At 74.6% G+C, this 25388-nt stretch carries 21 protein-coding genes; 13 read left to right on the forward strand and 8 right to left on the reverse strand.

Annotated features, from left to right (window positions below):
* The first annotated feature begins 199 nt into the window (after positions 1 to 199).
* Positions 200 to 463 (forward strand): dsRBD fold-containing protein, encoded by a 264-nt coding sequence (locus OG550_RS31835; protein WP_327683392.1) that lies wholly within the window; start codon positions 200 to 202, stop codon positions 461 to 463.
* A 268-nt stretch (positions 464 to 731) separates the two neighbouring features.
* On the opposite strand, the gene OG550_RS31840 is transcribed toward OG550_RS31835, so the two are convergent.
* Positions 732 to 2288, reverse strand: a complete 1557-nt coding sequence (locus OG550_RS31840) for an MFS transporter (protein WP_327683394.1) — start codon at positions 2286 to 2288, stop codon at positions 732 to 734.
* Positions 2289 to 2568: 280 nt separating this feature from the next.
* On the opposite strand from OG550_RS31840, the gene OG550_RS31845 reads away from it, so the two are divergent.
* The 3 genes from OG550_RS31845 (at position 2569) to OG550_RS31855 (ending at position 4669) form a co-directional block, all read left to right on the forward strand.
* Positions 2569 to 3261, forward strand: a complete 693-nt coding sequence (locus OG550_RS31845) for a TetR/AcrR family transcriptional regulator (RefSeq protein ID WP_327683396.1) — start codon at positions 2569 to 2571, stop codon at positions 3259 to 3261.
* Between the two features lie 593 nt (positions 3262 to 3854).
* Positions 3855 to 4133 (forward strand): hypothetical protein, encoded by a 279-nt coding sequence (locus OG550_RS31850; RefSeq protein WP_327683398.1) that lies wholly within the window; start codon positions 3855 to 3857, stop codon positions 4131 to 4133.
* Positions 4130 to 4669 carry an RNA polymerase sigma factor gene (locus tag OG550_RS31855; RefSeq protein ID WP_327683400.1) on the forward strand — a complete coding sequence of 180 codons (540 nt, stop codon included), beginning with the start codon at positions 4130 to 4132 and terminating at the stop codon, positions 4667 to 4669. The genes OG550_RS31850 and OG550_RS31855 overlap by 4 nt, the downstream gene beginning before the upstream one ends.
* A gap of 835 nt (positions 4670 to 5504) precedes the next feature.
* Here OG550_RS31855 and OG550_RS31860 read toward each other — a convergent pair.
* A complete protein-coding gene (locus OG550_RS31860; protein ID WP_327683401.1) occupies positions 5505 to 6359 on the reverse strand; it encodes an alpha/beta fold hydrolase in 855 nt (284 codons plus the stop codon).
* Positions 6360 to 6506: 147 nt separating this feature from the next.
* On the opposite strand from OG550_RS31860, the gene OG550_RS31865 reads away from it, so the two are divergent.
* Positions 6507 to 6944, forward strand: coding sequence for a MarR family winged helix-turn-helix transcriptional regulator (locus OG550_RS31865; protein WP_327684305.1), 438 nt, complete (start codon positions 6507 to 6509; stop codon positions 6942 to 6944).
* Between the two features lie 125 nt (positions 6945 to 7069).
* On the opposite strand, the gene OG550_RS31870 is transcribed toward OG550_RS31865, so the two are convergent.
* On the reverse strand, positions 7070 to 8080 hold the full coding sequence (locus OG550_RS31870) for a hypothetical protein (protein WP_327683403.1): 1011 nt from the start codon (positions 8078 to 8080) through the stop codon (positions 7070 to 7072).
* Positions 8081 to 8460: 380 nt separating this feature from the next.
* On the opposite strand from OG550_RS31870, the gene OG550_RS31875 reads away from it, so the two are divergent.
* From OG550_RS31875 to OG550_RS31905, 7 genes are all read left to right on the forward strand, one after another.
* On the forward strand, positions 8461 to 10122 hold the full coding sequence (locus OG550_RS31875) for a DUF3604 domain-containing protein (protein ID WP_327683405.1): 1662 nt from the start codon (positions 8461 to 8463) through the stop codon (positions 10120 to 10122).
* A 77-nt stretch (positions 10123 to 10199) separates the two neighbouring features.
* Positions 10200 to 11048 carry a polysaccharide lyase gene (locus tag OG550_RS31880; RefSeq protein WP_327683406.1) on the forward strand — a complete coding sequence of 283 codons (849 nt, stop codon included), beginning with the start codon at positions 10200 to 10202 and terminating at the stop codon, positions 11046 to 11048.
* A 65-nt stretch (positions 11049 to 11113) separates the two neighbouring features.
* Positions 11114 to 12679 carry an ABC transporter substrate-binding protein gene (locus tag OG550_RS31885; RefSeq protein ID WP_327683408.1) on the forward strand — a complete coding sequence of 522 codons (1566 nt, stop codon included), beginning with the start codon at positions 11114 to 11116 and terminating at the stop codon, positions 12677 to 12679.
* 188 nt (positions 12680 to 12867) lie between these two features.
* Entirely contained in the window at positions 12868 to 13827 is a 960-nt protein-coding gene (locus OG550_RS31890) for an ABC transporter permease (RefSeq protein ID WP_327683410.1), read from the forward strand.
* The gene (locus OG550_RS31895; RefSeq protein WP_327683412.1) at positions 13824 to 14759 is read left to right on the forward strand and encodes an ABC transporter permease; all 936 of its coding nucleotides are present in this window, start codon (positions 13824 to 13826) and stop codon (positions 14757 to 14759) included. The genes OG550_RS31890 and OG550_RS31895 overlap by 4 nt, the downstream gene beginning before the upstream one ends.
* Positions 14756 to 16750: a dipeptide ABC transporter ATP-binding protein gene (locus OG550_RS31900; protein WP_442906114.1), complete on the forward strand. Its 1995-nt coding sequence runs from the start codon at positions 14756 to 14758 to the stop codon at positions 16748 to 16750. Before OG550_RS31895 ends, OG550_RS31900 begins: the two co-directional genes overlap by 4 nt.
* A 244-nt stretch (positions 16751 to 16994) precedes the next feature.
* Positions 16995 to 19049: an outer membrane protein assembly factor BamB family protein gene (locus OG550_RS31905; RefSeq protein WP_327683414.1), complete on the forward strand. Its 2055-nt coding sequence runs from the start codon at positions 16995 to 16997 to the stop codon at positions 19047 to 19049.
* Between the two features lie 112 nt (positions 19050 to 19161).
* On the opposite strand, the gene OG550_RS31910 is transcribed toward OG550_RS31905, so the two are convergent.
* Positions 19162 to 20088, reverse strand: a complete 927-nt coding sequence (locus OG550_RS31910; RefSeq protein WP_327683416.1) for an AEC family transporter — start codon at positions 20086 to 20088, stop codon at positions 19162 to 19164.
* Positions 20089 to 20271: 183 nt separating this feature from the next.
* On the opposite strand from OG550_RS31910, the gene OG550_RS31915 reads away from it, so the two are divergent.
* Positions 20272 to 20715, forward strand: coding sequence for an HD domain-containing protein (locus OG550_RS31915; RefSeq protein WP_442906197.1), 444 nt, complete (start codon positions 20272 to 20274; stop codon positions 20713 to 20715).
* A gap of 84 nt (positions 20716 to 20799) precedes the next feature.
* Here OG550_RS31915 and OG550_RS31920 read toward each other — a convergent pair whose 3' ends face one another.
* From OG550_RS31920 to OG550_RS31935, 4 genes are all read right to left on the reverse strand, one after another.
* Positions 20800 to 22188: a sulfatase family protein gene (locus tag OG550_RS31920; RefSeq protein ID WP_327683420.1), complete on the reverse strand. Its 1389-nt coding sequence runs from the start codon at positions 22186 to 22188 to the stop codon at positions 20800 to 20802.
* A gap of 2 nt (positions 22189 to 22190) precedes the next feature.
* Positions 22191 to 23216, reverse strand: a complete 1026-nt coding sequence (locus OG550_RS31925; RefSeq protein ID WP_327683421.1) for a hydroxyacid dehydrogenase — start codon at positions 23214 to 23216, stop codon at positions 22191 to 22193.
* 220 nt (positions 23217 to 23436) lie between these two features.
* The gene (locus OG550_RS31930) at positions 23437 to 24690 is read right to left on the reverse strand and encodes an ROK family transcriptional regulator (protein WP_327683423.1); all 1254 of its coding nucleotides are present in this window, start codon (positions 24688 to 24690) and stop codon (positions 23437 to 23439) included.
* Between the two features lie 251 nt (positions 24691 to 24941).
* Positions 24942 to 25316, reverse strand: coding sequence for a transglycosylase SLT domain-containing protein (locus tag OG550_RS31935; RefSeq protein ID WP_327683425.1), 375 nt, complete (start codon positions 25314 to 25316; stop codon positions 24942 to 24944).
* Positions 25317 to 25388: the final 72 nt, after the last annotated feature.

Consider the following 25388-nt stretch of genomic DNA (forward strand, 5'->3'; position numbering starts at 1 on the left):
CCGCGGCGTTGGCGCGCTGTCGTCAGCCTACCGCCGGGGCAGGGCGCCGACCCGCGGAACGGCGCCCCGGAGGCAGGGCGCGGCGCCCGCTTGCCGCCGCCGTGGTGGCGGGCGCACGCTGGTGTGAGCGGCCGCCACGGGGCCACCACCCGTACCGGTCCGAGCAGGCGCGACGGGGGTCGGCGCCAGGAGGTGTGGCATGCACAACCAGTGGGATGTGGAGCTGAGTTTCGAGGAGGACGGCGTCCACACGGGATGCGACGCGAGGCTGACCGGGGCGCGAGCACCGGGCCTCACGGCGCACGGTGAGGCGACGAGGAGCGCGGACGACCGTCCGCTCGCCCGGATCGGCGAGGAGGTCGCGGCCTCGCGGGCCCTGGAGGCGCTGTCCCGCAAGCTGCGGGCCCAGGCCACCGGGGAGATCGAGGACGAGGGTCACCGGCCGGGCTACCTGATCTACTGACACGGCGGAAGCCCCGGACGCCCCCGACGCTCCGGACGCCGTGGACGCCGTGGAAACGGCGGACCCCGGACCGGCCCCGAACGGTGAACCCGCCGCCGTCCCGGACGGGACGGGCGGACTTCGGCCGGTCCGGTCCCGGCCGTCGGCCGCCGTCCCCGCGGGCGTCGGGCGGAGACGGCGGGCCCGGTCCGGTCGGTCCGGTGGGCATCCGGTGCGGCCCGAAGCGCCGGCGGGTGCCGCAGCCCGGTCCGGTCAGCCGGTCAGCCGGTCAGCCGGTTCGCGGGGGCAGCGGTTCGGCGGCCGGCCTGCGGGCCGGGACGAACAGCACCGCGATCACCGCCGCCACACCGAGCAGGGCGGCCGTGACCACGAACGCCCGGTCGTACCCGGCGGCCAGTGCGGCCAGCGGGGTGTCACCCTCCTCCGTTGCCCGGCGGGTGGCGGACACCGCCAGGGTCGACAGGACGGCGAGGCCGATGCTGCCGCCGCACTGCCGGCCGGCGTTGAGCAGGCCGCTGACCAGTCCGGCCTCCCGGGGATCGACTCCGGAGGTGCCCATGGCCGTGTTGGCGACCATGCAGATGCCGACCCCGACGCTGGCCACGAGGGACGGTCCGACGAAGCCGGTGAGGTAGTCGGAGTCCACGCCGAGTCCGGCGAACCAGAGCATCCCGAGGCCCGAGAGCAGCAGCCCGCCGGTGAGTGTGACCCGTCCGCCGAACCGGGCGGTGAGCCGGCCGGCGACCATGCTGCCCGCCGCCGTCCCGGCGCAGAACGGCAGGAACGCGGCGCCGGCCGCGAGCGGGCCGTAGTGCAGGACGTTCTGCAGGAGCAGCGAGCAGAAGTAGAAGCCGACCAGCATCCCGGCCCCGAGCAGCGTGACCACCGTGCTCGCCACCCAGGCGGTGCGGGCGCGGAGCACGCCCAGCCGGACGATCGGTGCCTGAGCGAACCGGGCCTCCCAGAGCAGGAAGGCGAGGCCGAGCAGGACGGCGGCGGCGAGGGTGCCGAGGGTCCGGGCCGAACCCCACGGATGGCGGTCGGTCTCCATCAGTCCGTAGACCAGGGCGGTCATCGCACCGGTGCCGAGTACGGCGCCGAGCACGTCCGGACGGCCGGTGCGCGGCGGGCGGACGGCCGGCACCGAGCGCGCCGCCAGGACGACGCCGACCAGCACGATCGGTGCGTTGACGAAGAACACCCAGCGCCAGTCGAGCAGGTCGGTCAGCACCCCGCCGAGCAGGACGCCGAGCGCGCTTCCGCCGGCCGTCACCATCGACCAGATGCCGAGCGCCCGGGCCCGGGCCGGGCCCTCGGCGAACGTCACCATGATCAGTGTCAGGCCGATCGGGGCCAGCACCGCGGCCGCGACGCCCTGGCCGGCGCGGGCGGCGACCAGCTGAGCGGGCGACTGGGCGAAGCCGCCGAGGACCGAGGCGATCCCGAAGAGCACCAGGCCGGCGAGCACCGCCCGGCGGTGTCCGACCAGGTCGGCGATGCGGCCGCCGAGCAGCAGCAGCCCGCCGAACGCCAGGGCGTAGGCGTTGACCACCCAGGGCAGCGCGCTGTCGACGAAGCCGAGCGCCTCGCTCATGGCGGGGAGCGCGATGTTCACGATGCTGGCGTCGAGCGTGACCATCAGCTGACAGAGGCAGACGGTGGCGAGGACGAGGCCGGGCTTGATGTGGGGCGCGTGCGGGGCGTGCGGGGGGTGTGGTGCCCGTGGGGCGGAGCCCTTGGCGGGGGTCGGTTCCCGGGCGGGCGATGTCCCGGACGGCGCCTCGGGCGTGGCCCGGGCAGGGGTGGGTGGCGCGGCTTCGGGCATGATGACCTCCGATGCGAACGTTGTTCGCGTAAGGTAAGCCTTAGTAGTCGACGGGTGCAAGCGCGCCTGTGGAGGGGGTGGGTTGGCGGAGCCATGGCAGGATGGCGGCGTGTCGGAAGAGAGCGGTCGGCCGGGCGCCGGCGGACGTGAGGCGGGTCGTGGGGCACACGCCACGGGCGGGACCGCCCCCCTGGCCGGGCCTGCCGCGGCGCCCGAGAACCCGCTGACGGCTGCGCCCGAGCCTGTGCCTGAGTCTGCGCCCGAGCCCGAGCCTGTCCCTGTGCCCGAACCTGCGGCGGCGGGTACGGGCGAGGCCGTGGAGGCGCGTGGCCGTTACGGGCGCAAGCGCCCGCGGCCGGGGCTGACCACGGCGGGCGTGGTCGCCGCCGGGCGGCGGGTGATCGAGCGTGACGGGATCGACGCGCTCACCATGCGCGCCGTCGCCACCGAACTCGGCACCGCGCCCGCCTCGCTCTACCGGCATGTGGCCGATCGCGAGGCGCTGCTGCTCGCGGTCCTGGAGGAGATCGCCGAGGGCCTGCCGGTCGACGTCCCGGCTGCCGATCCGCAGTCCCGGTTGCTGCGGCGGCTGCTCGACGCCCACGACTACATGGCCGGTCACGCCTGGGTGCTGCACGTCCTGATCCGGGGCGAGCTGGTGGCGGAGAACGCGCTGCCCTTCAACGACGCCTGCCTCGCCGACCTGATGTCCGCCGGGATCCCGCCCGAGCGGGCGCTGTCCGCGTTCCGCGCCTGCTGGCAGCTGGTCGTCGGCGAGCTGCTCACCGAGCACCCCGTCAGGCCGCCCCGCGAGCCGAGTCAGCGCCGCGCCGTGTACGAGGGGGTGGACCCGGCGCGGCTGCCGGCGCTGGGGCGGGTGCTCGCCACGCTCGGGTACGTCGGGCTGGGGGAGCGGTGCGGGGAGCTGGAGGTGGCGCTGCGAGCGCTGATCGGCGGTCTGGCGCGGGGCTGAGGTCCTGCCGGGGGAGCAATCCGGCGGCGGTCAGATCCAGGCGCGGTCCGTCCGATCGAGGTGCCCGAGCCGGGGGTTCGCGTGGTCGGGGGAGCCGCGCCCCGGCGGCGTGCACGAGCGGTGGACAGGTCATCCTCGGGCGCACGAATGGGACTGGTGGAAGCGCGGAGCTCCACCCCCGCACTATGCCTCGATCCGGGTGTCTGCCCTTCCCTCCGTCAAAGGGGGCAGTGCTGACGTCCCCCCGCAGCCGAGGCCTTGCCCAAAAGATCTTGCTACCTGGACTAAACACTGGGCGCCGCCCGACCGTCTATGTAGGTGACTGGCACTCCCATGTCAGCTGGTTGGGCCCGGCCGCCGAGCTCCGGGCAAAGAGTCATCGGCGGCCGGACCGACCGATCCTGTTCGATCCCCCGCCACTTCAGCGGGCTGAGAGTCACCCCGTGCCCACATTTTGACTATAAATGACAACCTTTCGGATCGGCTTGCATATGAGATCCCGACGGGCAAATACTGCTGCCGCAACGCAGTTCGAACTCCCGGGGTGACTTCGCCCGGAGCCCCCGGGTGATCCAACACGACATGGGAGTGCCGTGACCGTCAACAATCGCTCCACCGGCAAGCGGATTTTCCGGGAGGCGCGGAGCTGGGCCACCTCGACCGTGGTCGTCGCCACCGAAGTTGTGGGTCGATTCACAGGTCCCCACACCACGGCCGACGAGATCACCAGCTACATCCACATCGGCTCCATTGCCGCCCTGGGCGTCCAGTTGGTCATCATGGCCGGCCGGCGCGGCTATCGAGCGCTCAACCTCCGTGGATCCGTCAATCTCGCGTGGGGAGCGGCCGGCCCCGACTCGGACGGCCAGTGATCCGGGCAACCGAGTCCAGTGGGAGCGAGGCGGGAACCCCCGTCTCGCTCCCACTGGAGTTTGAGGCGTTCTACATGGAAAACCTTCGCAGGGCACTCGTCTATGCGGTACAGAGAGGCCTTGACCTCCCCAGCGCAGAGGAGGTCGTCAGCGACGCGTTCCTAGCCCTGTATAGAAGGTGGGACCATGTCATGACGCTTGCCAACCCAGCGGGCTACCTCTTCACCACCGTGCGAAATGCAGCCATCAACCATTTCCGGCGGCGCCAATGGGAAGTTCCCCACGACCTACAAGCCGGCGGCAAGCGCGTCGGGCCCGATATCGTCGAAGAACCCGATCATAGTCGCATGGAAATCCTGCAGCTGATCGATCAGCTGCCATCAAGGCAGGCGGAAATCATGCGACTAATAGCAGCTGGAATAGAGTATCGAGAAATCGCCCAGATTCTCATTCTCAAGGAATCTACGGTCAGAGTCCACGTGCGCGCGGCTCGAATGAATCTTCAACGTCTTCTCGATGACAACTCGGCAGTTTAATCAGCCGGCACACGCTCGCCCTGCGGGCTCTCCTTTCGCATGTCGCAGGCTGACAGACAGTAGGCCAAACTTTTCTGGGCAAACTGCGCCCAGATATGCGCCGTGCCCGGTGAGACGCCGAAAAGGTCGGCGACCACGATTGGGTGAGGATCGGTCACAGTCTCCATCACGGCGGTGTTTCGAGCACTGGTGACGGGCAGGCCGTGCTGCTTCATGGGCTCGTAGAAGCCGGTCGCGACACGGGGTCGGCTGGGCAGGCGGTCAGGAAGTAGGAATCGGCGGCCGTCATGGTCTGCTGGAGCGAGGTTCGATTCGGGTGACTTGCAGGGCGTAGAGCTGGACGGGGGGCTCCGGTGATGCGGACTTCGATCGGGAGTGACTCGCCGTTGAGGCAGCGACGCACGCAGGACCTTCCCTGCGGCGACATCCGAAGGAGGGACCTGTCGTCGCGCCCGCAGTCAACGCACGCCGACTGGGTGACAGCCGATCCGTGGCCGGAGGCCGCGAGCGCGCGAAGGAGTCCGGTCCAGGGGCGGCGGTGAGTACGGGGACGGCGTGGTCAGCGCGGACGGGTTGTCCGCGATGTGGTTGTCGAGTTCTCGGGCTGCTGGCTGCGAGCCCCAGGCGCGGGCGCGCTCAGGGACGACCTGAGCCGCCCCGGCGTTCAGGCTGTCGCCGACCGTCTCCCGAAGGTGGCCGATCGGCCGTGCTCAGGCCTCGGCGAGTTCGAGCCGGGCGTGCTGCTTGTGATTCACGGCCGGCCGGGGCGACGGATGACGGTCCGGCGCGCTGTCAGCGGGACGGGACCGGCTTCGCCGAGAGCCGGCCGCCCCAGTCACCCCGGCCCGTGGTCAGGGTCGGGGGCGAGGAAGGTGGTGAGGTGCCGGTTCAGTTCGTCCGGGCGGGCTGCCGGGAGGGTGTGGTGGGAGGTCTCCGGGAGGACCGCGACGGTGGCGGAGGGGAGCAGCCGGCGGGTGCGGTCGGCCAGTGCCGCGGCGTCGTGGGTGCGGCTCCGTTCCGCGAACAGGACCAGCACGGGCGCGGTGAGCGCCTGCAGTCGCTGCCGGGTGGGGCGCGGGCCGGTGACCGGCCGGGCGGCGGGGAAGCCGGCGTACCCGAGCGCGTACAGCTCCCGCCAGGTGGGGTCGAGGGCGGTCCCGCCGCTCTCCCAGTCGAGGTAGGAGCGGGCCTTGGCGGCGGTACGCGGCGGTACGAAGAGGGGCAGGACCCGCAGCAGGTAGCCGGGGCGGAAGCCGGCGAAGCACTGGGTGGGGTCGAGGAGGACGAGGCGGCCGACCCGGGCGGGCGCGTGCAGGGCGTACCGGAGGGCGGTCCACCCGCCGTAGGAGTGGCCGACGAGGTCGGCGGTGGGCACGTCGAGCGGGGTACCGGAGGGGACGCTGCGGCCCGGGTCGCCGATCAGGTCGACGGCGAGGACGCGGTGGCCGGCCCGGGCGAGCGCGGCGACGTTGGCGGACCAGCAGGCGGAGGTGGCGCCGCCGCCGTGCAGCAGGACGACGGGGCGGCCGTCGCGCGGGCCGCAGGCGTTGACCCGGGTGGTGCCGTGGGGCGTCCGGACGTCGAGTGCCTCGGTGGGGACGGGCCAGCGGGCGAGGGCGTCGTCGTAGGCGGAGAGGAAGGCGGCGAGGGCCGGGTCGGCGGCGGGGTCGGCGGCGGGGTGTGCGGACATGGGTACCCCCGGGGATGATGGAGTCGCTCGCCGAACATGCATCTCGTCCGACGTGTATCTCGCTGGGCATGTATCTCGCTGAGCGAGAGAATACGCCCGAGTGACCCCCGAGGAAAGGACACCAGGGTGGAGCAAGCGCAGCCGCCGATGCGGCTGGTCCATCTGCTGCGTGGGCTGACCGTCGAACTCGACCTGTTCGGGGCCGAGTTCGCGACGCAGCACGGCCTGCACCCGACCGACCTGCGGGCGCTGGTCCACCTGTTGGACGCCGCCCGGGCCGGAACCGTGGTCACCCCCGGGCGGCTCGGCGACGCGCTGCGGCTGAACTCGGCGGGGACGACCGGCCTCGTCGACCGGCTGGTGCGGCTCGGCCTGATCCGGCGCGAGCGCGATCCGGAGGACCGCCGCAAGGTCAGGCTGCTGGTCGAGGACCGGGCGGTCGAACTCGGGGAGTCCTTCTTCGGCGGGCTCATCGCCGACCTGGTCGCCGCGATGGGCGGCTTCGAGGAGGCGGAACTGGCGGTCGCGGAGCGGTTCCTGACGGCGATGAGCGGAGTGGTGGCCGCGGCCCGCTCGCAGGGGTGACGGGACAGCGGTGCGGGCCGGGCGGGGCGGCGTCCGGGTCCGGGTTCGGGTCCGGGACCGGGCGATGCGTCGACCCCGGGGCACGGCCCCTGCGCCCGCCGCAACCGCCCGGCCCCGTCGGCCCGTTACGGCCGAAGTCCGGCGAACTCCTCCAGTACGGCCACCCGCAGCTCGTGCGCGCCGTCCGCCCGGGTCTGCTCGTAGTACAGGTACCAGCGGCCGCGCGCGGCGACCACGTCGGCGTACCGGACGTTCAGCCAGGGGCCGTCGGTGGTCAGCCGGTCCCACCGCCGCAGGTCGGCGGAGACGGCCAGGCCGCAGCGTTCCTCGTAGTTGCCGGCGGCGTCGGCCGAGCCGTCGTAGAGCGCGAGCCAGCCGCCGTCGCCGTCCGGGAGGACGGCGGTGATCCGGGACTCGTACGCGTCCCAGGCGGTGTCCGGGCCGACGTCCAGGACCTCGGCGTCCCGGCCGGGCGGGGCGGTGAACCGCAGGCCGTCGGGGGAGTCGGCGAGCGCGGTCGGCTGGACGGTGAGACCGGTGGTGTGGATGTCGGCGGACGCGTGGGCGCGTTCGCGTTCCTCGGCGGTGAAGGCGCGGGCGCGCGAGACGGTGCTGAACAGCCGGACGGTGCCGTCGTGTTCGAGCAGGTACGGGTCCTTGACGCCCTCCGTGGCGGTGCCGGCCGCGGTGAGCACCGGGGTCCGGGTGGCGAGGTCGAAGGCATCCGGTGAGGCGGCCCGGACGGCGTCGATCCGCCAGCGGTTGTCGGCCGGGTCGACGTAGCTGAGGTGGAGCAGGTAGCCGCCGTCGCGGGGGAGCAGGGCGAACCGCTCCATCGACGGGGAGCCGAGCTCGGCGCGCTCGACCGACCAGAGGTCGTGGAACTCGATGCCGTCCCGGCTCTCGGCCACCGCGCAGCGCCAGCCCCGGTCCTGGCCGCCGTCGCCGCCCGCACCGTCCGCCGCGCCGGTGCCGCGCGGGCGGCGCTCGCGGTAGGTGAGCAGGAAGCGGTCCCGGTCGGCCTCGTAGCGGATGCTCGGGCAGCCGGCCCAGTAGCCGGGGCCGGGGTGCTCGGGTGCGCGGACGAGGACGGACGCGCTGAGGTCGGGCGGTGCGGGCAGGTCGGTGATCGGCATGGCCGGTGGGTCGTCCTCACGGGAGGCAGCAGGTACTCCGGGAGTTTCTATCAGATCGATAGAAAGTTTCGCGGAAGTGACCCTGGACGACTGGTCGGCCCCCGGCCAGCGAGGGTCTGATTGTGCCTGATGGGCTTCTGTGAAGCCTGTGTTTCTTCCTGTGGCGATCGGGCAACGCCGATCGGCCCGGTCTTGACCACCGCCGAAGGATCGGGGAAGACTTCTTCTCACAGTCGATCAAAGAGGGTCGACCCACCACGCCGACCGACCACCGAAGGTGATCGTCAGCCCGGACCGCCACGGACCCCGTCCGCTACGGACCCCGTCCGCCACGGACCCCGGAGCGTGACGGACCCCGCACCGCAGAGGAAGCCCGCCCGATGACAGCCCCCACCACCGACGCACCCGGCTACGGCGGTCTCGGCCTGTACGTCGGCGACATCCACAACCACTGCGGGATCAGCTACGGCCACGGCCCGGTCGAGGACGCGTACGCCAACGCCCGCCTCCAGCTCGACTTCGCCAGCGTCACCGGGCACGGCTGGTGGCACGACCTGCCGGAGCGCACCCCCGAACTGGCCTCGCTGGTCGACTACCACACCGAGGGCTTCGCCCGGCTCGCCGACCGCTGGGAGCACGTCCAGGAGGTGACCGCCGCCGCCCACGAGGACGGCCGGTTCGTCACCTTCCAGTCCTTCGAGTGGCACAGCCTCGCCTACGGCGACCACTGCGTGTACTTCGACGGGCCGCGCGGCGAGATCATCCGGGCGGGCAGCCTGGAGGAACTGCGCGGCCGGCTGCGCGCCCTCGCCGCCGAGGGCGTCCGGACCTGGGCGCTCCCGCACCACATCGGCTACGGGACCGGGCGGCGCGGCATCAACTGGGACGCCTACACCGAGGAGTTCGCCCCGGTGGTGGAGATGATGTCGATGCACGGCTGCGCCGAGTCCGACGAGGCGCCGCGCACCTACCTGCACACCATGGGCCCGCGCGACACCACCGGGACGGCCGTGCACGGGCTGCGGCTCGGCCACCGGTTCGGGTTGATCGGCTCCACCGACCACCACAGCGCCTTCCCCGGCAGCCATGGCCACGGCCGGCTCGCCGTCTGGGCGCCCGAACTGACCCGCCGGGCGGTCTGGGACGCGATCGAGCAGCGGCGCACCTACGCGATCACCGGTGACCGCATCCTGCTCGCGGCCTCCGTCAACGGCGCGCCGATGGGCGCCGGGACGGTGTCGGCCGACCGCCGCCGGATCCGGGTGACGGTACAGGGCCGGGACGCGCTCGACCACGTCGAGGTGGTCCGCAACGGTGTGCCGATCCACCGCCTCTCCCGGCCCGAACTGCTCGGCGCGGCGGTCCGGTCCGCCGCCTTCGACGGCACGCTCGGCTTCGCCGTCGGCTGGGGCAAGCGCGAGACGCCCGTCCACTGGGACGTCGTGCTGCGGGTCGAGGGCGGCGAGCTGCTGGACGTCCAGCCCCGGCTGCGCGGTTCGGAGACGGTCGCACCGGCCGCCGCCGAGCCCGCCTCGTACCGGCCCTCCGACTGGCGGCGCACCGGTCCGGGCGAGCTGCGGCTGCGGACCGTCACCGAGGGCAACCCCAACACCGCGACCGACGCCACCCAGGGCTTCTCGCTCGCCGTGTCGGGCGACGACCGGACCAGGCTGACGGCGGTCGTCAACGGGGTCGAGACCTCGTACGCCGTGGGCGAGCTGCGGGAGGGCCCCCGCACGGGGTTCACCGGCGGGTTCGTCTCCGGTGCCTTCCGCTTCGACCGGGCGGTGCCCGCCCGGGAGCTCACCGCCGAGCTGGACCTGGTCGACGAACGGCCGGGCGGCGACGGCGACTTCTACCACGTACGGGTCCGGCAGCTGAACGACCAGTGGGCGTGGTCGAGCCCCACCTGGGTCGGCCGGGCCGGCGACGGCGGGCGCGCCGGCGGTTCCGGCGGGGGTGCCGGTGCGGGCCGGGCCGCCGGTACCGGTCGGGACGGCGCCGCCGGGCCGGCGGGGGCCTCCTGTCGACGGGCCGGCTGACGCCTGGAACCCCGTCGTCGGCCGGCCGCCCCGGTCACCGTCACCCGAACCCGCACGCCCCGAGGAGCACCGAACCCATGACCCCGTCCCGTCCCACCCTGCGCCGGCTCGCCGGCACCGCCGTCGCCGCCGCCCTGCTGACCGGCACCCTGGCAGCCCCGGCCGCCGTCGCGAGCACCGCCCCCGGCGGCACCACCACCACCGCCAACGCCAACGCGACCAACGCCAACGCGACCAACGCCATCGGCACCGCCTCGACCACCGTCTTCTCCGACGACTTCGAGTCCGGCACCGTCGCCAACTGGACCCGCCAGCGGATCGACGGCAACGGCAGCATCACCGTCACCGCCGGGCCCGCCGGCGGCTCGGGCCTGGCCGGCCGGTTCAGCGTGCCGAACGACGGCCAGTCCTACCGCTCCGAAGTCGCCGTCAGCGCCCTGGGCTGGGGCAGCTACCGCTTCGCCTTCGCCGACTACCTGCCCGCCGACTGGGTGCAGACCTCGACCGAGACCATCGTCGCCCAGTGGCACGGCTACCCGCTCGCCGACGGCAGCGACACCAAGCCGCCGATCGCGCTCACCGTCAAGGACGGCAACTGGCGCCTCAAGGTGCACTGGCTGACCGACCCCTCCACCGTCGAGGAGGCCGTGATCCCGCTCGGCGCCGTCCAGTTCGGCCACTGGAACCAGTGGGCCTTCGACGTCACCTGGTCCACCGCCACCACGCCCGGATCGATCACCGTGCTCCGGGACGGCGTCCAGGTCGGCACCCGCAGCGGACTCAACAACTACCACCAGAACCAGGCGCCCTACTTCAAGACCGGCATCTACCGCGCCAACTGGAACCCCGCCAAGGGCATCCCCTACCCGACCGGCGGACCCGACGTGGTGCTCTACAGCGACAGCGTGGTCGTCACCAAGTACTGAGCCGGACGAGGGACTCCCTGCCCGACCGGCCCCACCGAAACCAACCACCAAGAGGTAGCAGCACCATGAGCGAAGCAGCCCGCCACCCCGGCCTGCACCGAAGAGGCTTTCTCGGCCTGAGCGCCGGAGCGGCCCTGCTGGCGGCGGGCTGCCGCTCGGCCACCGACCCGTCCCCGGGCGGTGACGCGGGCGCCACCGCCAAGGCCTCCGCAGCCGACCTGCAGATCGTGTACGGCAGCGCGCCCGACCCGACCCAGCTGCTCCACCGCGGCCCGGACACCCCGGCGTTCGTCAACCTCGTCCTGGACCGGCTGGTCGACCTCGACCCGAAGACCCTCCAGCCGGTGCCCTGGCTCGCCAGCTCGTGGGAGTGGAGCGCCGACCGGCTGAAGCTGGTGCTCAAGCTGCGCGAGGACGTCACCTTCCACGACGGACGCGCGCTCGACGCCGACGACGTGGTCTTCTCCCTGGTCGGCGCCACCAAGGCCTCCCAGGTCAAGCCGCTGCTGGAGCGGCTGGCCGACATCAAGGCCAGTGCGCGGAACGAGGTCACGCTCACCCTCGCCAAGCCCACCAGCAACCTGTTCGACGCGCTCGCCTTCAACCCCGTCGTCGACGCCCGGAGCTACGTCGAGGGCAAGGCCTCCGACAAGGTCAACGGCACCGGGCCGTTCACCTGGCAGGCGTTCAAGGGCGGCAACCAGCTCGACCTCGCCCGCTACGACCGCTACTGGCAGAGCGGGCGGCCCCGCTTCGAGCGGATCACCGTCCGCTCGGTGACCAGCAGCCAGGCGGGCCTGTCCGCGCTCCAGTCCGGGCAGGCGCACCTGATCGGCGCCGTCCCCGGCCGCGACCTCAAGGTGCTGGCCGGGAACCCCGGCTTCACCGTGCAGTCCGCCAAGGCCTCCTACCAGCAGGCGTTCCTCGGCGTGAACGTGGCCTCCAAGCCCTTCGACGACGTCCGGGTCCGCCAGGCGCTGCAGTACGCGGTGGACCGCGACCGCATCGTCGCCCAGGTCTACGGCGGCCACGCCGAGGCCAGCAGCCTGCCCTGGCCGTCCAACACCCCCGGCGTCACCCCGGACCAGGTCACCCGCTACCGGCACGACCCGGAGAAGGCCCGGGGCCTGCTCCGGGAGGCCGGCGCGGAGGGCGCCCGGGTGCCGCTCACCGCCGCCAACTCGCCGATCTTCACCTCGCTCGTCGAACTGGTGAAGTACGACCTGGAGCAGGCCGGCTTCGGCGTCGACGTGCAGCTGCTGGACAACGCGGCGATCCAGCCGAAGATCCAGCAGGGCACGCTGGAGGGCCTGTTCGTGGCCAACCACGGCATGGTCAGCGTCTCGCCGCTCAGCGGCATCACCGTCTCGGGGCCGCTCCAGGTCGGGAAGAACACCTCGCACGTGACCGACCCCGCCTACGCGCAGCTCCAGGACCGCGCCTTCGCGGCCGCCGACGATCAGGCCCGGGCCGACGTCAACCACGAGCTCTCCGAGTACCTGCTCGCGCAGTCCTTCCACATCACGCTCGCGCACGCCTGGGAGACCTACGCCTTCGCCTCCTCGGTGCACGACGTGTCCACGAGCGCGCTCGGCTACCTGAGGCTGACCGACACCCGCCGGGACGCCTGAACGCCCGTCCCTGGGCGTCCCGGCCCGTTCGGATCCGCGCGCACGGAACGCACCGCGCGCACCACACGCACTGCCCGAGCGCAGTGCACCGCCCCGCCCCGCCGACGCCGGCCCCGGGCGACCCCCACCGCCCGGGGCCGGTGAACCACCCGGCCCGCCCGCACTGCCCGACCACCCGGAGAACCCCCGTGCCGTACTGGACCAGAAAGGCCGCCGGAGCGCTGGCCACCCTCTGGCTCGCCTCGGTGGCCGTCTTCCTGCTGCTCCACCTGGCCCCCGGCGACCCGGTCTCGGCCGCCCTCGGCGCCGAGGCCGACCAGGAGCAGCGCGACCAGCTCAGCCGCCGGCTCGGCGTGGACCGGCCGCTGCCCGTGCAGTACCTCGGCTGGCTGCGCGGGCTGCTCACCGGTGATCCCGGACTCTCCTTCCACTACCGCGAACCCGTCACCAGGATGATCGGCCAGAGTCTCGGGTCCACCCTCCAGCTCGCCCTCGCCGCCGGCCTGCTGATGCTCGTCCTCGGCCTGCTGCTGGGAGCCGCGCTGGCCGCCGAGCGGCGCGGCCGGCTGGCCCGCGCCCTCGACCCGCTCACCACCGCGGTGCTGGCCCTGCCGGTCTACGTCACCGCCGTGCTCTTCGTCTTCGTCTTCGCCGTCCTGCTCCGGGTGCTCCCCGCCGGCGGTGAGAAGGACCTGTTCACGGCGCCCGACCTGGCCGTGCAGTACCTGGTGCTGCCCGCCGTCGCACTGGCCCTGCCGGGGTCGGTGGTGCTCGCCCGGCTGCTCGCCACCGAGATCCGCCGCACCCGGCAGGAGGAGTTCGTGCTCACCGCGGTCGCCAAGGGGGCCCCGCCCCGGCGGATCCTGCTGCGGCACGTGGTGCCCAACAGCCTGGCGCCGTTCTGCGTCGAGTTCGGGCTCAACCTCGGTGAGCTGCTCGGCGGGGCCGTCGTCGCCGAGCAGCTCTTCGCCCGGCACGGCCTGGGCCAGCTGCTGCTCGACGCCATCAACCAGCGCGACTACCCCGTCGCCCAGACCCTGATCATGCTCGCGGTCGCGGTGGCCGTCACCGTCCAGCTCGGTTCCGAGCTGCTGGTCGGCCGCCTCGACCCGCGGATCGCCCGCGCCGGCACCGGGGAGTCCCGATGACCACCAACGCCACCACCACTGGGACCGCCGGTGCGGCCGACGCCGCCGCAGACGCCGCAGACGCCGCCGGGGCGGCCGGTGCCGCCGATGCGGCCGCCGCCGGGACCCGCCGCCGGCGCGTCCTGCCCGCGCTGCCCGCCGCGCTGCGCGGCCGACGCGGCCGGACCGGGGCGTCGCTGGTCGCCCTGGTGGTGCTGCTCGGCCTGCTGGGCCCGCTGCTGCTCCCCGCCGACCCGTACCAGCAGGGCCGCGAGGCGCTCGCCGGACCCTCCTGGGACCACCCGCTCGGCACCGACGAGGTCGGCCGCGACCTGCTGGCCCGCGCGCTGTTCGGGGTCCGGATCGAGCTGCTGGTCTGTCTGCTGGCCGTCCCCGTCGCCGCCGTGCTGGGCACGCTGCTCGGGCTGCTGGGCGGGCTCAGCCGACTGCTCGGCGAGGCCGTCCAGCGCCTCTTCGACCTGCTGCTCGGCTTCCACGGCCTGCTGCTCGGCCTCGCCATCGCGCTGATCCTCAAGCCGGGCCTGGGCAGTGTGGTCCTCACCATCGTGCTCAGCGCCCTGCCCGTCTTCGGCCGCCAGGCCCGCGCCGCCCTGCTGGCGCAGCTGGCCCGGGACCACGTTGTGGCCGCCCGGGTGCTCGGCGTGCCGCGCGGGCGGACCCTCCGGCGGTACGTGCTGCCCAACGTCACCGACGCGGCCACCGCCCTGGTCGCCGTTGCGATGGCGCACGCGGCCAAGATCGAGGGCGGTCTGAGCGTCCTCGGGTTCGGTATCCAGCCGCCCACCCCCTCACTCGGCACGATGATCAACACCGGCAGCAAGTACCTCTTCCTGCACCCCGGTTACGCACTCGCGCCCGTCCTGCTGCTCGGCCTGCTGGTGTTCGGGCTGACCCTGCTCGCCGACTCGTTCAACCGGGAGAAGCTGCGGTGACCACGCCCACCGAGACCGCCCGCACCGCCGCCGACGGCCCCACCGTGGGCACCGGCCGCCCCGCGACCGCCGACCACACCGCGGCCGCCGCGGACCGCGGGGCGGGCCGTGCCGAACCGGCGGTGCCGCTGCTGGAGGTGGCCGGACTGCGGGTGGCCGCCGGGGCCCACGAGGTGGTCCATGGCGTCGACTTCACCCTCCGCCCCGGCGAGATCCTGGGCCTGGTCGGCGAGTCCGGCTCCGGCAAGACGCTCACGGCGCTCGCCGCCAACCGGATGCTCCCGCCCGGCTGCCGGACCACCGCCGGGACGGTCCGCCTCGACGGCACCGACCTGCTCGCCCTCCCCGAACCCGGCATGCGGGCCGTCCGCGGCCGCCGGATCGGGATGGTCTTCCAGGACCCGCTCGCCTACCTCAACCCCCGGATGCCGATCGGCCACCAGCTGGCCGAGGCCGCCCGGGTGCACGGAGCCTCCCGGGCCGCCGCCCGCGCCCGCGCGCTCGAACTCCTGGAGCTGGTCGGCATCCCCGAGCCCGGGCGCCGGTACCGCGACCGCCCGCACGAGTTCTCCGGCGGGATGCGCCAGCGCGTCCTGATCGCCATGGCGATGACCAACCGGCCCGACCTGCTGATCGCCGACGAGCCCACCACCGCCCTCGACCCCACCACCCAGGCGGACGTCCTCGACCTCCTGGTCCGGCTCCGTGACGAGACCGGCACCGCCGTCCTGCTGATCACCCACGACCTCGGCGTGGTCGCCCGGACCTGCGACACCGTCCAGGTCATGTACGCCGGGCGGATCGCCGAACGGGCCCCGGCCAAGGCCCTGCTGGCCGGGCCGCGGCACCGCTACACGGCCGGACTGCTGGCCGCCGTCCCCCGGTTGGACGGCCCGCCCGGGCGGCCGCTCACCGTGATCGGCGGCCGGCCGCCGGCCGCCGGCGAACCCCTGCCCGGCTGCGCGTTCGCGCCGCGCTGTGCCGCCGCCACCGCGCGGTGCACCGAGGAGGCGCCCGCCTGGGAGGTCCTCGGGGAGCGCGGGCACGCCTGCCACGTGCCGGTGCCGGTGCCGGTCCCGGCGGACGGTGAGGAGCGCGCCTCCGGGGACGGCGGAGCGGCGCAGGCCGGCGGACCGGCGGCGCCGGGCGTTCCGGCCGGGCGGCGGGCCGACTCCGCCGGCACGGACGGATCGTCCGGCCCGGAGCCCGCCGCTGTGGAGCCCACCGTCACGGACCCCGCCGCTGCGGTCCCCGTCCTGGTGGCCGAGAACCTCACCGTCCGCTACGGCCGCGGCCGCCGGAGCGCGCCCGCACTGGAGGGCGTCAGCCTCACGGCGGCGCCGGGCCGGGCCGTCGGGGTGATCGGCGAGTCCGGCTCCGGCAAGTCGACACTGGCCCGCGCCCTGCTCGGGCTGCTCCGCCCGCAGGGCGGTACCGTCCGGGTCGGCGGCCGTTCCTGGGCGGAGGTCTCGCCCGCGGAGGAGCGCGCGCTGCGCCGCCGGGTCCAGTTCGTCTTCCAGGACCCCTACGCCTCGCTCAGCCCGCGCATGACGATCCGGCAGACGCTGGCCGAACCGCTGCTCACCCACGGTCTGCCGCTCACCCGGGTCGACGAGCTGTGCGAACTGGTGGGGCTCCCGGTGGGGTTGCTCGACGCCCGGCCGCACCAGTTGTCCGGCGGGCAGCGTCAGCGGGTCGCGATCGCCCGGGCGCTCTCGGTCGGGCCGGAGGTGCTGGTGGCCGACGAGCCGACCTCGGCGCTGGACGTCTCCGTGCAGGCGCAGATCCTCAACCTCCTCCTCGACCTGCGCCGCCGGACCGGCGTGGGCCTGGTGTTCATCTCGCACGACCTCGCGCTGGTCCGCCACCTCTGTGACGAGGTGCTGGTGATGCGCCACGGCCGGGTGGTCGAACACGCCCCCGCCGCCGAGCTGTTCACCGCGCCCGCCCACCCCTACACCCGCGAGCTGCTCGCCGCCGCCTCGCACTGACGGGCACCCGGACGGACCCCGGCCCGCCCATGTGGCCCCCGTCCATGTGGCCCCCGACCGGGTGGCCCACCGGCCGCGCGTACCCCGCCCGGCCCGGGCCCGGCCCGAGCCCGGCCCGAGCGCCGGGTCGGGGCCGCGGGTGGAACCGCCCCCGCCGTGCACCGCCCCGCCCCATCCGCTGCCCCGCTGCCCCGCCGCACCCGCCGCCGCCGCCCCCCCCTGCGGCCCCCTTCCTAGGAGCGCCATGACGTCCGCACGCCCCTCCCGCCCGGTCCAGCCCTCCCGTGCCGCCCGTCCCTCCCGCCGCCAGCTCCTGCTCGGCGCCGGTACGGCCACGGCCCTGGCCGCCCTCGGCGCCGGACCCGCCGCCGCCGCGCCGCGCCCGTCCGGCCCCAAGGTGACCGGACTCGGCCCGGGGAACGCCGACTTCCCGCTGATGAGCGCCACCCTGCTCGGCGAGACCCTCTGGATCGGCTCGCGGAACCTCGCCCCCGCCAAGGTGGTCGGCTACCACGTGCCGACCGGTCGGGTCACGGCCACCGCGGCCCTGCCGACCGGCAACTTCGTGCAGGGCTCCGCCGCCCACGGGGGCCTCCTCTACCTGGGCGTCACGGACGCGCCGAAGGCCGTCAACCTCTACCGCCTGGACCCGGCCGACGGGAGCGTGCGCGGCCTCGTCAGCGTCCCCGGCGCCGACGTCCGGGACGTCGCGGTCGCCCCCGACGGCGTGGTGTACGCCACCGGACGGCAGAAGGGCCGTGCGGCCGGCCCCGGCCTGTACGCGTACGACCCGGCGACCGGCGTGCTCGCCGAGGTGGCCTCGCCCGCGCCGGGCGCCACCCAGGGCCGGGCCGTCGAGGCCACCGCGACCCACGCCTACCTGGGTGTCGGCAGCAACCTGGCGGGCGGCGGCGGGGCCACCCTCGCCAGCCTGTTCGCGGTGGAGCGGGCCACCGGCCGGACCACCGACATCACGCCGCCCGACCTGTCGGCCGACACCATCATCCGGCAGATCACCGCGCTGGGGGACGACCTGCTGGCCGTCTCCACCGAGGGCAAGCCCGCCCACGTCGCCTTCCTCGACCCGGCCACCCACGCGGTGCTGCGGTCGTTCCCGGTGCCCGGCACCAAGAGCATCACCAACTTCCAGCGCGTGGGCGACACCGTCTGGTTCACCTCCACCGAGCAGGGCGTCGTCTGGCGCTACCGGCTCGCCGCCGGGAGCCTGGAGCAGTTCGCCGTGCCCGTCCCGGACGGCAACACCTGGGGCCTCGGCCGGATCGGCGACACCCTGGTGGGCGTCACCGAGGGCGGTACCGCGTGGACCCTCTCCACGGCCACCGCCGCCGTCACCACCACCGACCTGGTGTCCGCCGGGGCGCCCGCCGAGGCCCAGCTCGGCATGTCGCTGGCGGCCCGCAACGGCCGCGTCTACGTCGGCGGCAACGGCTCGGTCGCGCTGCACGACCTGGAGGAGGGCACGGTGCGGAAGCTGCCCGTGCCCGGCGAGGCCAAGGACACCGTGGTCCTCGACGACGACACCCTCTACCTGGGCGTCTACTCCTCGCAGGGCATCTGGCGCTACAACCCGTGGGAGGACGCGGAGCCGGTGCAGGAGGCGAAGCTCCCGCAGGAGCAGAACCGGCCGCAGACGATCCGCTGGGACGAGGAGCACGGGCTGCTGCTGCTCGGCGTGCAGGCCGACACCACCGGCGGCGGGTCCTTCGTCACCTACCGGCCCGGCAGCGGCCGGCCCACCGTGCACGTCGACCCGCTCGGGCCCGAGCAGCTGGTCCGCGCGGTCGCGGCCGGGCACGGCCAGGCGTTCCTCGGCGGGGACAACGCCAAGACCACCGGCCCGCGCGGCGACCTCGCCGCCTGGGACCCGGAGGCGGGGCGCGAACTCTGGCGGACCGGCACGGACTTCGGCTCGGGCATCAGCAGCCTGGTGGTGCACGGCCGCCGGCTGTTCGGCATCACGGTGAACGGGCAGGCCTTCTCGGTCGACCTCAGGACGGCCCGGCGGCGCCCGGGCGGCGGCGTCTCCGCCCCGGTGATCGGCGTCCGCGCCGACCTGCGCGCGATCACCTCGGCGAACCCGCGCCTGCTGGTGGCGCGCGGCCGGGTGTACGGGATCAGCGAGCGGACGCTGTTCCGGCTCGACCCGGAGACGCTCGCGGCGACCGTGCTGGTCCAGGTGGACGCCGAGTGGTACAGCGGTGCGCGGGTGGCGGCCGACGACGAAGGCCTGCTGTACACGCTGCGCGGGCGCGAGCTGATCGCGGTGCGGGACCGCTGAGGCCGGGGGCGCCGCGGTAGCGCGGCGGTACGGCGACGCTGCGTCACGGCGGTACGGCGTTACGGCATTACGGCGACGCGGCGTTACGGGGAACGGGCGTTCGGGCCGGGGTTCAGGACGGCCCGAGCGCCCACCCGACCACCGACAGGGTCGCCATCGAGACCAGGGTCGAGGCCAGCACCGCGTCCCGGGCCAGCGCCGCGCCGTGGCCGTACTCGCGGGCGTACACGAAGACGTTCTGCGCGGTCGGCAGCGCGGAGAACAGGACCACGGTGAGCAGCTGGTGGTCCGACAGGTGGAGCACGAAGGCGCCCACCGCGTAGGCGGCCAGCGGCTGGACGACGGTCTTCGCCAGGACGGCCACCCCGACCTCCGCGTACCGGGAGGCGACGCCGACGGCCGGCCGGTGGCACAGCGAGAGTCCGAGGGCGACCAGGGCGGTCGGCACGGCCGCACCGCCGAGCAGTTCGCAGGAACGGTTCAGCTCGGCGGGCGCCCGCCACCCCGTCGCGGACAGCACGGCGCCCAGGGCCACCGCCAGCAGGATCGGGTTGCGCAGCGGCAGGGTCAGCGCCGCCCGGAGCCCCGCGCGCCGCGAGTCCAGCACCGTCAGCACGACGGGGGTGACCACCAGGATCTGGAACAGCACCACCGGGCCCACGAACGAGGCGTCGCCGAGCACCTGCACCGCCACCGGTATGCCCAGGTTGGCCGAGTTGACGTAGCCGGACGCCATGCCGCCGACCGCCCGCTCCGGCACGCCCCGCCCGAACAGCCGCTGCGAGGCCAGCAGGCCCAGCCCGCCCGCCACCGCCGTGCCCGCGGTGAACGCCGCCATCGAGGGGTTGGCGAACCGGTCCAGCGGGGTGCGGGCGATCATCAGGAACAGCGCGGCCGGCATGGCCGCGTGGAAGACGAACCGGTTCAGCACCTGCTCCGCCTGCTCCCCGAGCAGCCCGCTCCGGCCGAGCAGGTAGCCCACGGCGGTGAGCGCCCAGATCGGGGCGAAGCCGGAGAGCAGCGGGTGCAGGCTGGGCATGGCCACCTCGGCGGGTCCGGCACCCGGCGGGTTCGCCGCCGGGCACGGCTGCGGCCCCGCGGCGGGCCGGTCGGCACGCCGCGGGAGGGTCGCCGGAAGTCAACCAGGCGGCCGGGAGGCGCCCGAGGGCAGGGCCCCGCGACCGGCTCGGCGGGAGGGTCCTACGATGGCGGTGTGGAGTACCTGAGCCTGGCCGAGGTCGAACGGATCGCACGGACCGCCCACGCCGGGCAGACCGACAAGAACGGCCACCCGTACAGCGAGCACCTGGCGGCGGTGGCGGGCGGCGTCGCGGCGCGCGGCGGCAGCGAGGAGCAGATCGCGGCGGGCTGGCTGCACGACGCGATCGAGGACGACGCGCTGACCCGCGACTGGCTCGCCGGGGCCGCCCTCACGGACACCACCAAGGCGATCGTGGACGCGCTCAGCAAGCGCCCCGGAGAGCCCTTGGAGGAGTACACCGCGCGCATCCTGGCCACCCCCGGCGCCCTCCTCGTCAAGCGGGCCGACCTCGCGCACAACTCCGACCCGGCCCGGCTGGCGAGCCTCGACCCGGCGACCGCCGAGCGGCTGGCCGCCAAGTACCGGCGGACCCGCGAACTGCTGGGGCTGGACGACCGGGCCTGACCGGCGCGGGCCCGGCGCGGCCTGCCGTGGTTCGGCGTGGCCCGGCTCGGCGGGGGACCGGTCCGCACCGGCCCGCGTGGAGGGTCAGCCCGCCGCCGGCGCCGGGACGAAGCGCGCGAACGGGTCACCGGACCGGGCGCAGTGCCCGGCGAGCAGCGCACGGAACCGGTCGAGCAGCGCGGCGTACCGCGAGTCCACGGCCAGGTTGACCATCTCACCCGGGTCGGCGCCGAGGTCGAAGAGCTGCTCGCGGTGGTCGCCCCAGGCGTAGCAGACGTACTTGTGCCGCTCGTCGCGGATCATCCGGCCGAGGGCGTTGTTGAACCCGGGCAGCTCCCAGCGGGTCTCCACCACCACGGTCTCCCGGGGCGCCGGGGCCCGGACGCTGCGCCCCGGCAGGCCGGGCGGCGGGGTGACGCCCGCCAGGTCGCAGAGGGTCGGGATGAGGTCCGGGCCGGTGGAGACCAGCCGGTCGCTGACCGCGCCCGCCACCGTGCCCGGGCCGCTGACCAGGAACGGCACCCGCACCGACTCCTCGTACAGCGCCCACTTCTGGTTCCAGCGGTGCGCGCCGGCGCCGTCGCCGTGGTCGGAGCTGAACACCACCACCGTCTCCCGGCGCCTCCCGGGTGCGTCCGACGGCCCGCCGTCCGGCCCGTCGTCAGGTCCGCCGTCCGGTCCGTCGTCCGGCTCGTGGAGCGCCGTGAGGACCGTCCCCAGGTGCCGGTCGACCCGTTCGACGAGCGCGTAGTAGGCGTACCGGTACCGCCGCCAGTCGTCCTCGCGCCACTCCTCGGTGGGGTGGGTGTGTGCCCAGGCGCGCTGCGCGAGCCGGGGGAGCCTGGCCTCGTAGGGGGCGGGCGGGAAGTTGGCGGGCAGCGGAGGGCAGTCCGCGGCGGGCGGCGGGGCGGGCAGCGGTCCGGTCTTCGGGTCCTGGCCGCGCGCCCACTCGCAGATTCCGTGCGGCTCCAGGAAGGAGGCGACCAGCAGGAACGGCCGGTCGCGCGGCTCGCGGACGAACGCGGCGGCGGCGCGGGCCAGTCCGGCGTCGTCGCCGGCCGGGTGGATCCGGCGGAAGCCCCGCCCCTCGGGCAGGTCCAGTTCCGGCAGGTGCCACTTGCCACCGTAGCCGCAGTCGTATCCGGCCCCGGCGAACAGCCGGCCGAGCAGCGGCTCCGGCCCGCCCTCGTTCCCGGTGACCCCGAGGCCGCTGGGCAGGAGCCCGGTGAGCAGGCTGGCCCGGGACGGTGCGCAGAGCGGCTGGGCGCAGTACGCCTGCCGGTACCGGGTGCCGGCGGCGGCCAGCGCGTCCATGTGCGGGGTGGCGAGGTGGGGGTTCCCGGTGGCGCTCATCGCGTCGGCCGTCTGCTGGTCCGTCAGGACGACCAGGACGTTCGGCCGGTGGTCCCCCGCGGGGTGTGCGCCGTCGGGGCGGTCGCCGACGCCGTGCGGCCCGGTGTGCGGCTCCGTCATGGTCAGGCCATCCGCTCGTAGGTGCGGCGGTCGAGCGCCCAGCGGAGCGGTTCGCCGAGCGTCCACCGCTCGAACTCGCCGACCACCAGGTCGCCCAGGCGGCGGCGCTCCAGCGCCTGGCTGCCGGCCAGGTGCGGGGTGACCACGACGTTCGGCAGGGTGAACAGCGGCGAACCGGGCAGCGGGGGTTCGGGGTCGGTGACGTCCAGCACGGCGAACAGGTCCGGCCGTTCGGCGAGCACGTCGAGCAGGGCGGGCTCGTCGAGGACGGCGCCGCGGGCGGTGTTGACGAGCGTCGCACCGGGCTTCATCGAGGCGAGCAGGCGCCGGCCGACCAGCCCCCGGGTCTCCGCGGTGAGCGGCGTGTGGACGGTCACCACGTCGGCGGTGGCGAAGAGTTCGTCCATGCCGACCGCCTCCACGCCCGGTGGCGGAGCGGTGTAGGGGTCGTGGGCGATCACCCGCACGTCGTAGTCGCGCAGGCGCTCGCAGACCAGCCGCCCGGTCGCGCCGAGCGACAGCACGCCGACGGTGGCCCCGTAGGCGCCCGGGGCCCGGCCGACGCGGACCGGCGCGCGGGCGGAGCGGGCGGCGAGCACGTGCCGCCAGCCGTCCTTGAGCGCGTAGACGATCTGGGCGACGGTGAACTCGGCGACCGGCAGGGCGTTGGCGTGGGCGGCGGTGACGATCGGGATGCCGGCGGCCCAGAACTCCGGGGTGGCGATCCGGCGCACCGATCCGGCGCCGTACAGCACCAGGGCGAGCCGGGGCATCCGGGCGAGCGCGGCCGAGTCGAGGACGGGGCCGCCCCAGCCGGTGAACAGCACCTCGACGTCGCCCAGGGCGTCCGGATCGGCGGCCAGCCGTTCGGTGCTCCAGACCCCGCCGGGGGCGTCCGGGTCCTCGACCGGTTCCGCCCGCGCGGTCACCCGGGCGCACGCCTCGGGGCCGTACACGTCGGGGAAGCGGAGGGGGTCCATCGCGAAGGCGGCCGCGAACATCCGGGTCTCCTTTGGTCGAGTGCCCACGGAGAGTTTCTATCACACTGAGAAATAGTGGGCGATGGAGAGGCCCGGGAAGGACCGGTGAGGACCGGTGAGGATGGCGAGGGGCGGCTGAGGGTGCGGAGGGTACTGAGGGCGTGGCGGGGCCCGGAAGGGGTGCGGCGGAGCGCGGGAGGGGGCCGGAAGCGGCGGGGCGCGCGTCCGCCCCGCTCGTCCGGCCCGCTCGTCCGCCCCGCCGCCCGGCTCAGCGGGTGATGAAGGTCGCCCCGTCGGCGAGGCGTACGGCGGAGGCGGCCGCGCCGACCAGCTCGGTCGTGGTCGAGTGCACCACCATCAGGCGCGGCAGCACCGGGACCCGGCCCTGGAGGCGGGATTCGATCGCGGGCAGCATCTCGCCCCCGCTCTCCCAGAGCAACCGGCCGCCCAGCGCGACGAGTTCGGGGCCGAGCACGCTGGTCAGGTTGGCCACCAGCAGGGCCAGGTCGTCGGTGAACTCGTCCACCAGCCGGACCGCCGCGGGCTCTCCCTCGCGGGCCAGCCGGAACAGTTCGGCGACCCGCTCGGCCGAGGTGCCGGTGACGGTCAGCCCGGCCTCGGTGATCCGCCGGTCGACGGCGTGGTCGCCGATCCGCGACTGGGTGTCTCCGGTCCGCCCGAGCGGCCGGTCCAGGGCCCGGCGGTCGGCCATCAGGTGGCCGAGCGCACCGGCGGAGCCCAGCCGGCCCCGGTGCAGCCGCCCGCCGAGCACGATGCCCGCGCCGACCTCGATCCCGACCACCACCGCCGCGAGGTCGCCCACCCCGGCGCCGGCCTCGCTGTGCTGGACGGCCAGCGCGACCAGGTCGACGTTGCTCTCCACCGCGACCGGGATGCCCAGCCGCTCCTGGAGCAGCGCGCGGAGCCGCATCCCGGGCCAGTCCAGCGCCGGTGCGAACTCCACCAGCCCGGTCCGGTCCCGGACCACCCCGGGCACCCCGACGACCAGGGCGCGCGGGGCCCCGGCGTGCCGGCCGGCCCACGCGCGCAGGCCGTCGACCAGCGCCAGCAGCGGCCCGGTGAGGTCCTCGGCGGACGGCTCGCGGCTCCGGTCGGGGCCGAGACCGGTCCAGTGGTGCTCGGTCTCGTGCAGCACCGTGCCGTGCAGGTCGGCGACCACGCCGACGATGCGGCGCGGGCGCATCGCCACGGCGAGCACGGTCTGCGCGCCGGCGTTGTAGCGGACCAGCTGCGGCGGCCGCCCCCCGCTGGACGGCGCCCGCTCCGTCTCCACGATCACCAGGCCGGCCGCCCGCAGCACCTCGACCAGGCGGTGCACGGTCGCGGTGGACAGGCCGCTCTCCGCGGCCAGCCGTTGCCGGGAGAGCGAGCCGTGCCGGCGCAGGACCTCCAGCAGCACGGTCTGGTTGACCTGCGCCACGGTCTGGGTGGTGGCGGTCGCGGGGGTGCGCGGCGCGGTCCGTGCCGCGGTGCGGGGTGTGGTGCGCGGGGGCTGGGGCACCGGGTGCTCCTCGGGCGGGGACGGGCGGGGCCCGAGCGGGCGGGACTTCGTCTCGGCCCGAATATATCCGACCGGTCCGGCGGCGGGCCCGGCCTTCGTCGGACGGGAACGGCCGAAGGGCCCGGCCGCGCGGATCGCGCGCGGCCGGGCCCTGTCGTCACCCCGGTGGTCCCTGTCCGACCCCGGGGTGAGGGGGGACAGTTGGTCCGGTAGCCGTCGTGCCGTCCGTGTGTGCGGACGGGAGGGGCGGCTTAGTACCAGTGGTGGTTCTGCCAGAACGTCCAGGCGGCGTTCGGGCTGCCGTAGCGGGAGTTCATGTAGTCCAGCGCCCACTTGATCTGGGTGGTCGGGTTGGTCTTCCAGTCGGCGCCGTGCGTCGCCATCTTCGAACCCGGCAGCGCCTGCGCCAGGCCGTACGCGCCCGAGCTCGGGTTGGTCGCGGTCACGTTCCAGCTGGACTCGTGGGCGATGATGTTCTTGAACGAGGCGAGCTGGCCGGCCGGCACGATCTGGGCGGCGATGGCCTGCGGCGAGGCGGTCGCGGCCGAGGCGGTGGCGGGCACCAGGCCGGCGCCCAGCGCGGTCAGACCGGCGGCACCGGCGAGAAGAGCGGCAGAGGTGCGCATACGAAGCTTGAAAGCGGGCATGAAGAACAAGACCTCAATCAGGTTGGGCCGGTGCACGCCCCGCCCCGACCG

Source organism: Kitasatospora sp. NBC_00458 (assembly GCF_036013975.1).
Taxonomy (GTDB): Bacteria; Actinomycetota; Actinomycetes; order Streptomycetales; family Streptomycetaceae; genus Kitasatospora.

Bases quoted from the DNA above. Each gene is read 5' to 3' on its own strand.
- OG550_RS31875 (WP_327683405.1), top strand. From the start codon at position 8,461: ATGACAGCCCCCACCACCGACGCACCCGGCTACGGCGGTCTCGGCCTG.
- OG550_RS31935 (WP_327683425.1), bottom strand. From the start codon at position 25,316: ATGCGCACCTCTGCCGCTCTTCTCGCCGGTGCCGCCGGTCTGACCGCG.
- OG550_RS31885 (WP_327683408.1), top strand. From the start codon at position 11,114: ATGAGCGAAGCAGCCCGCCACCCCGGCCTGCACCGAAGAGGCTTTCTC.
- OG550_RS31840 (WP_327683394.1), bottom strand. From the start codon at position 2,288: ATGCCCGAAGCCGCGCCACCCACCCCTGCCCGGGCCACGCCCGAGGCG.
- OG550_RS31920 (WP_327683420.1), bottom strand. From the start codon at position 22,188: ATGACGGAGCCGCACACCGGGCCGCACGGCGTCGGCGACCGCCCCGAC.
- OG550_RS31860 (WP_327683401.1), bottom strand. From the start codon at position 6,359: ATGTCCGCACACCCCGCCGCCGACCCCGCCGCCGACCCGGCCCTCGCC.
- OG550_RS31865 (WP_327684305.1), top strand. From the start codon at position 6,507: ATGCGGCTGGTCCATCTGCTGCGTGGGCTGACCGTCGAACTCGACCTG.
- OG550_RS31870 (WP_327683403.1), bottom strand. From the start codon at position 8,080: ATGCCGATCACCGACCTGCCCGCACCGCCCGACCTCAGCGCGTCCGTC.
- OG550_RS31905 (WP_327683414.1), top strand. From the start codon at position 16,995: ATGACGTCCGCACGCCCCTCCCGCCCGGTCCAGCCCTCCCGTGCCGCC.
- OG550_RS31910 (WP_327683416.1), bottom strand. From the start codon at position 20,088: ATGCCCAGCCTGCACCCGCTGCTCTCCGGCTTCGCCCCGATCTGGGCG.
- OG550_RS31880 (WP_327683406.1), top strand. From the start codon at position 10,200: ATGACCCCGTCCCGTCCCACCCTGCGCCGGCTCGCCGGCACCGCCGTC.
- OG550_RS31835 (WP_327683392.1), top strand. From the start codon at position 200: ATGCACAACCAGTGGGATGTGGAGCTGAGTTTCGAGGAGGACGGCGTC.
- OG550_RS31895 (WP_327683412.1), top strand. From the start codon at position 13,824: ATGACCACCAACGCCACCACCACTGGGACCGCCGGTGCGGCCGACGCC.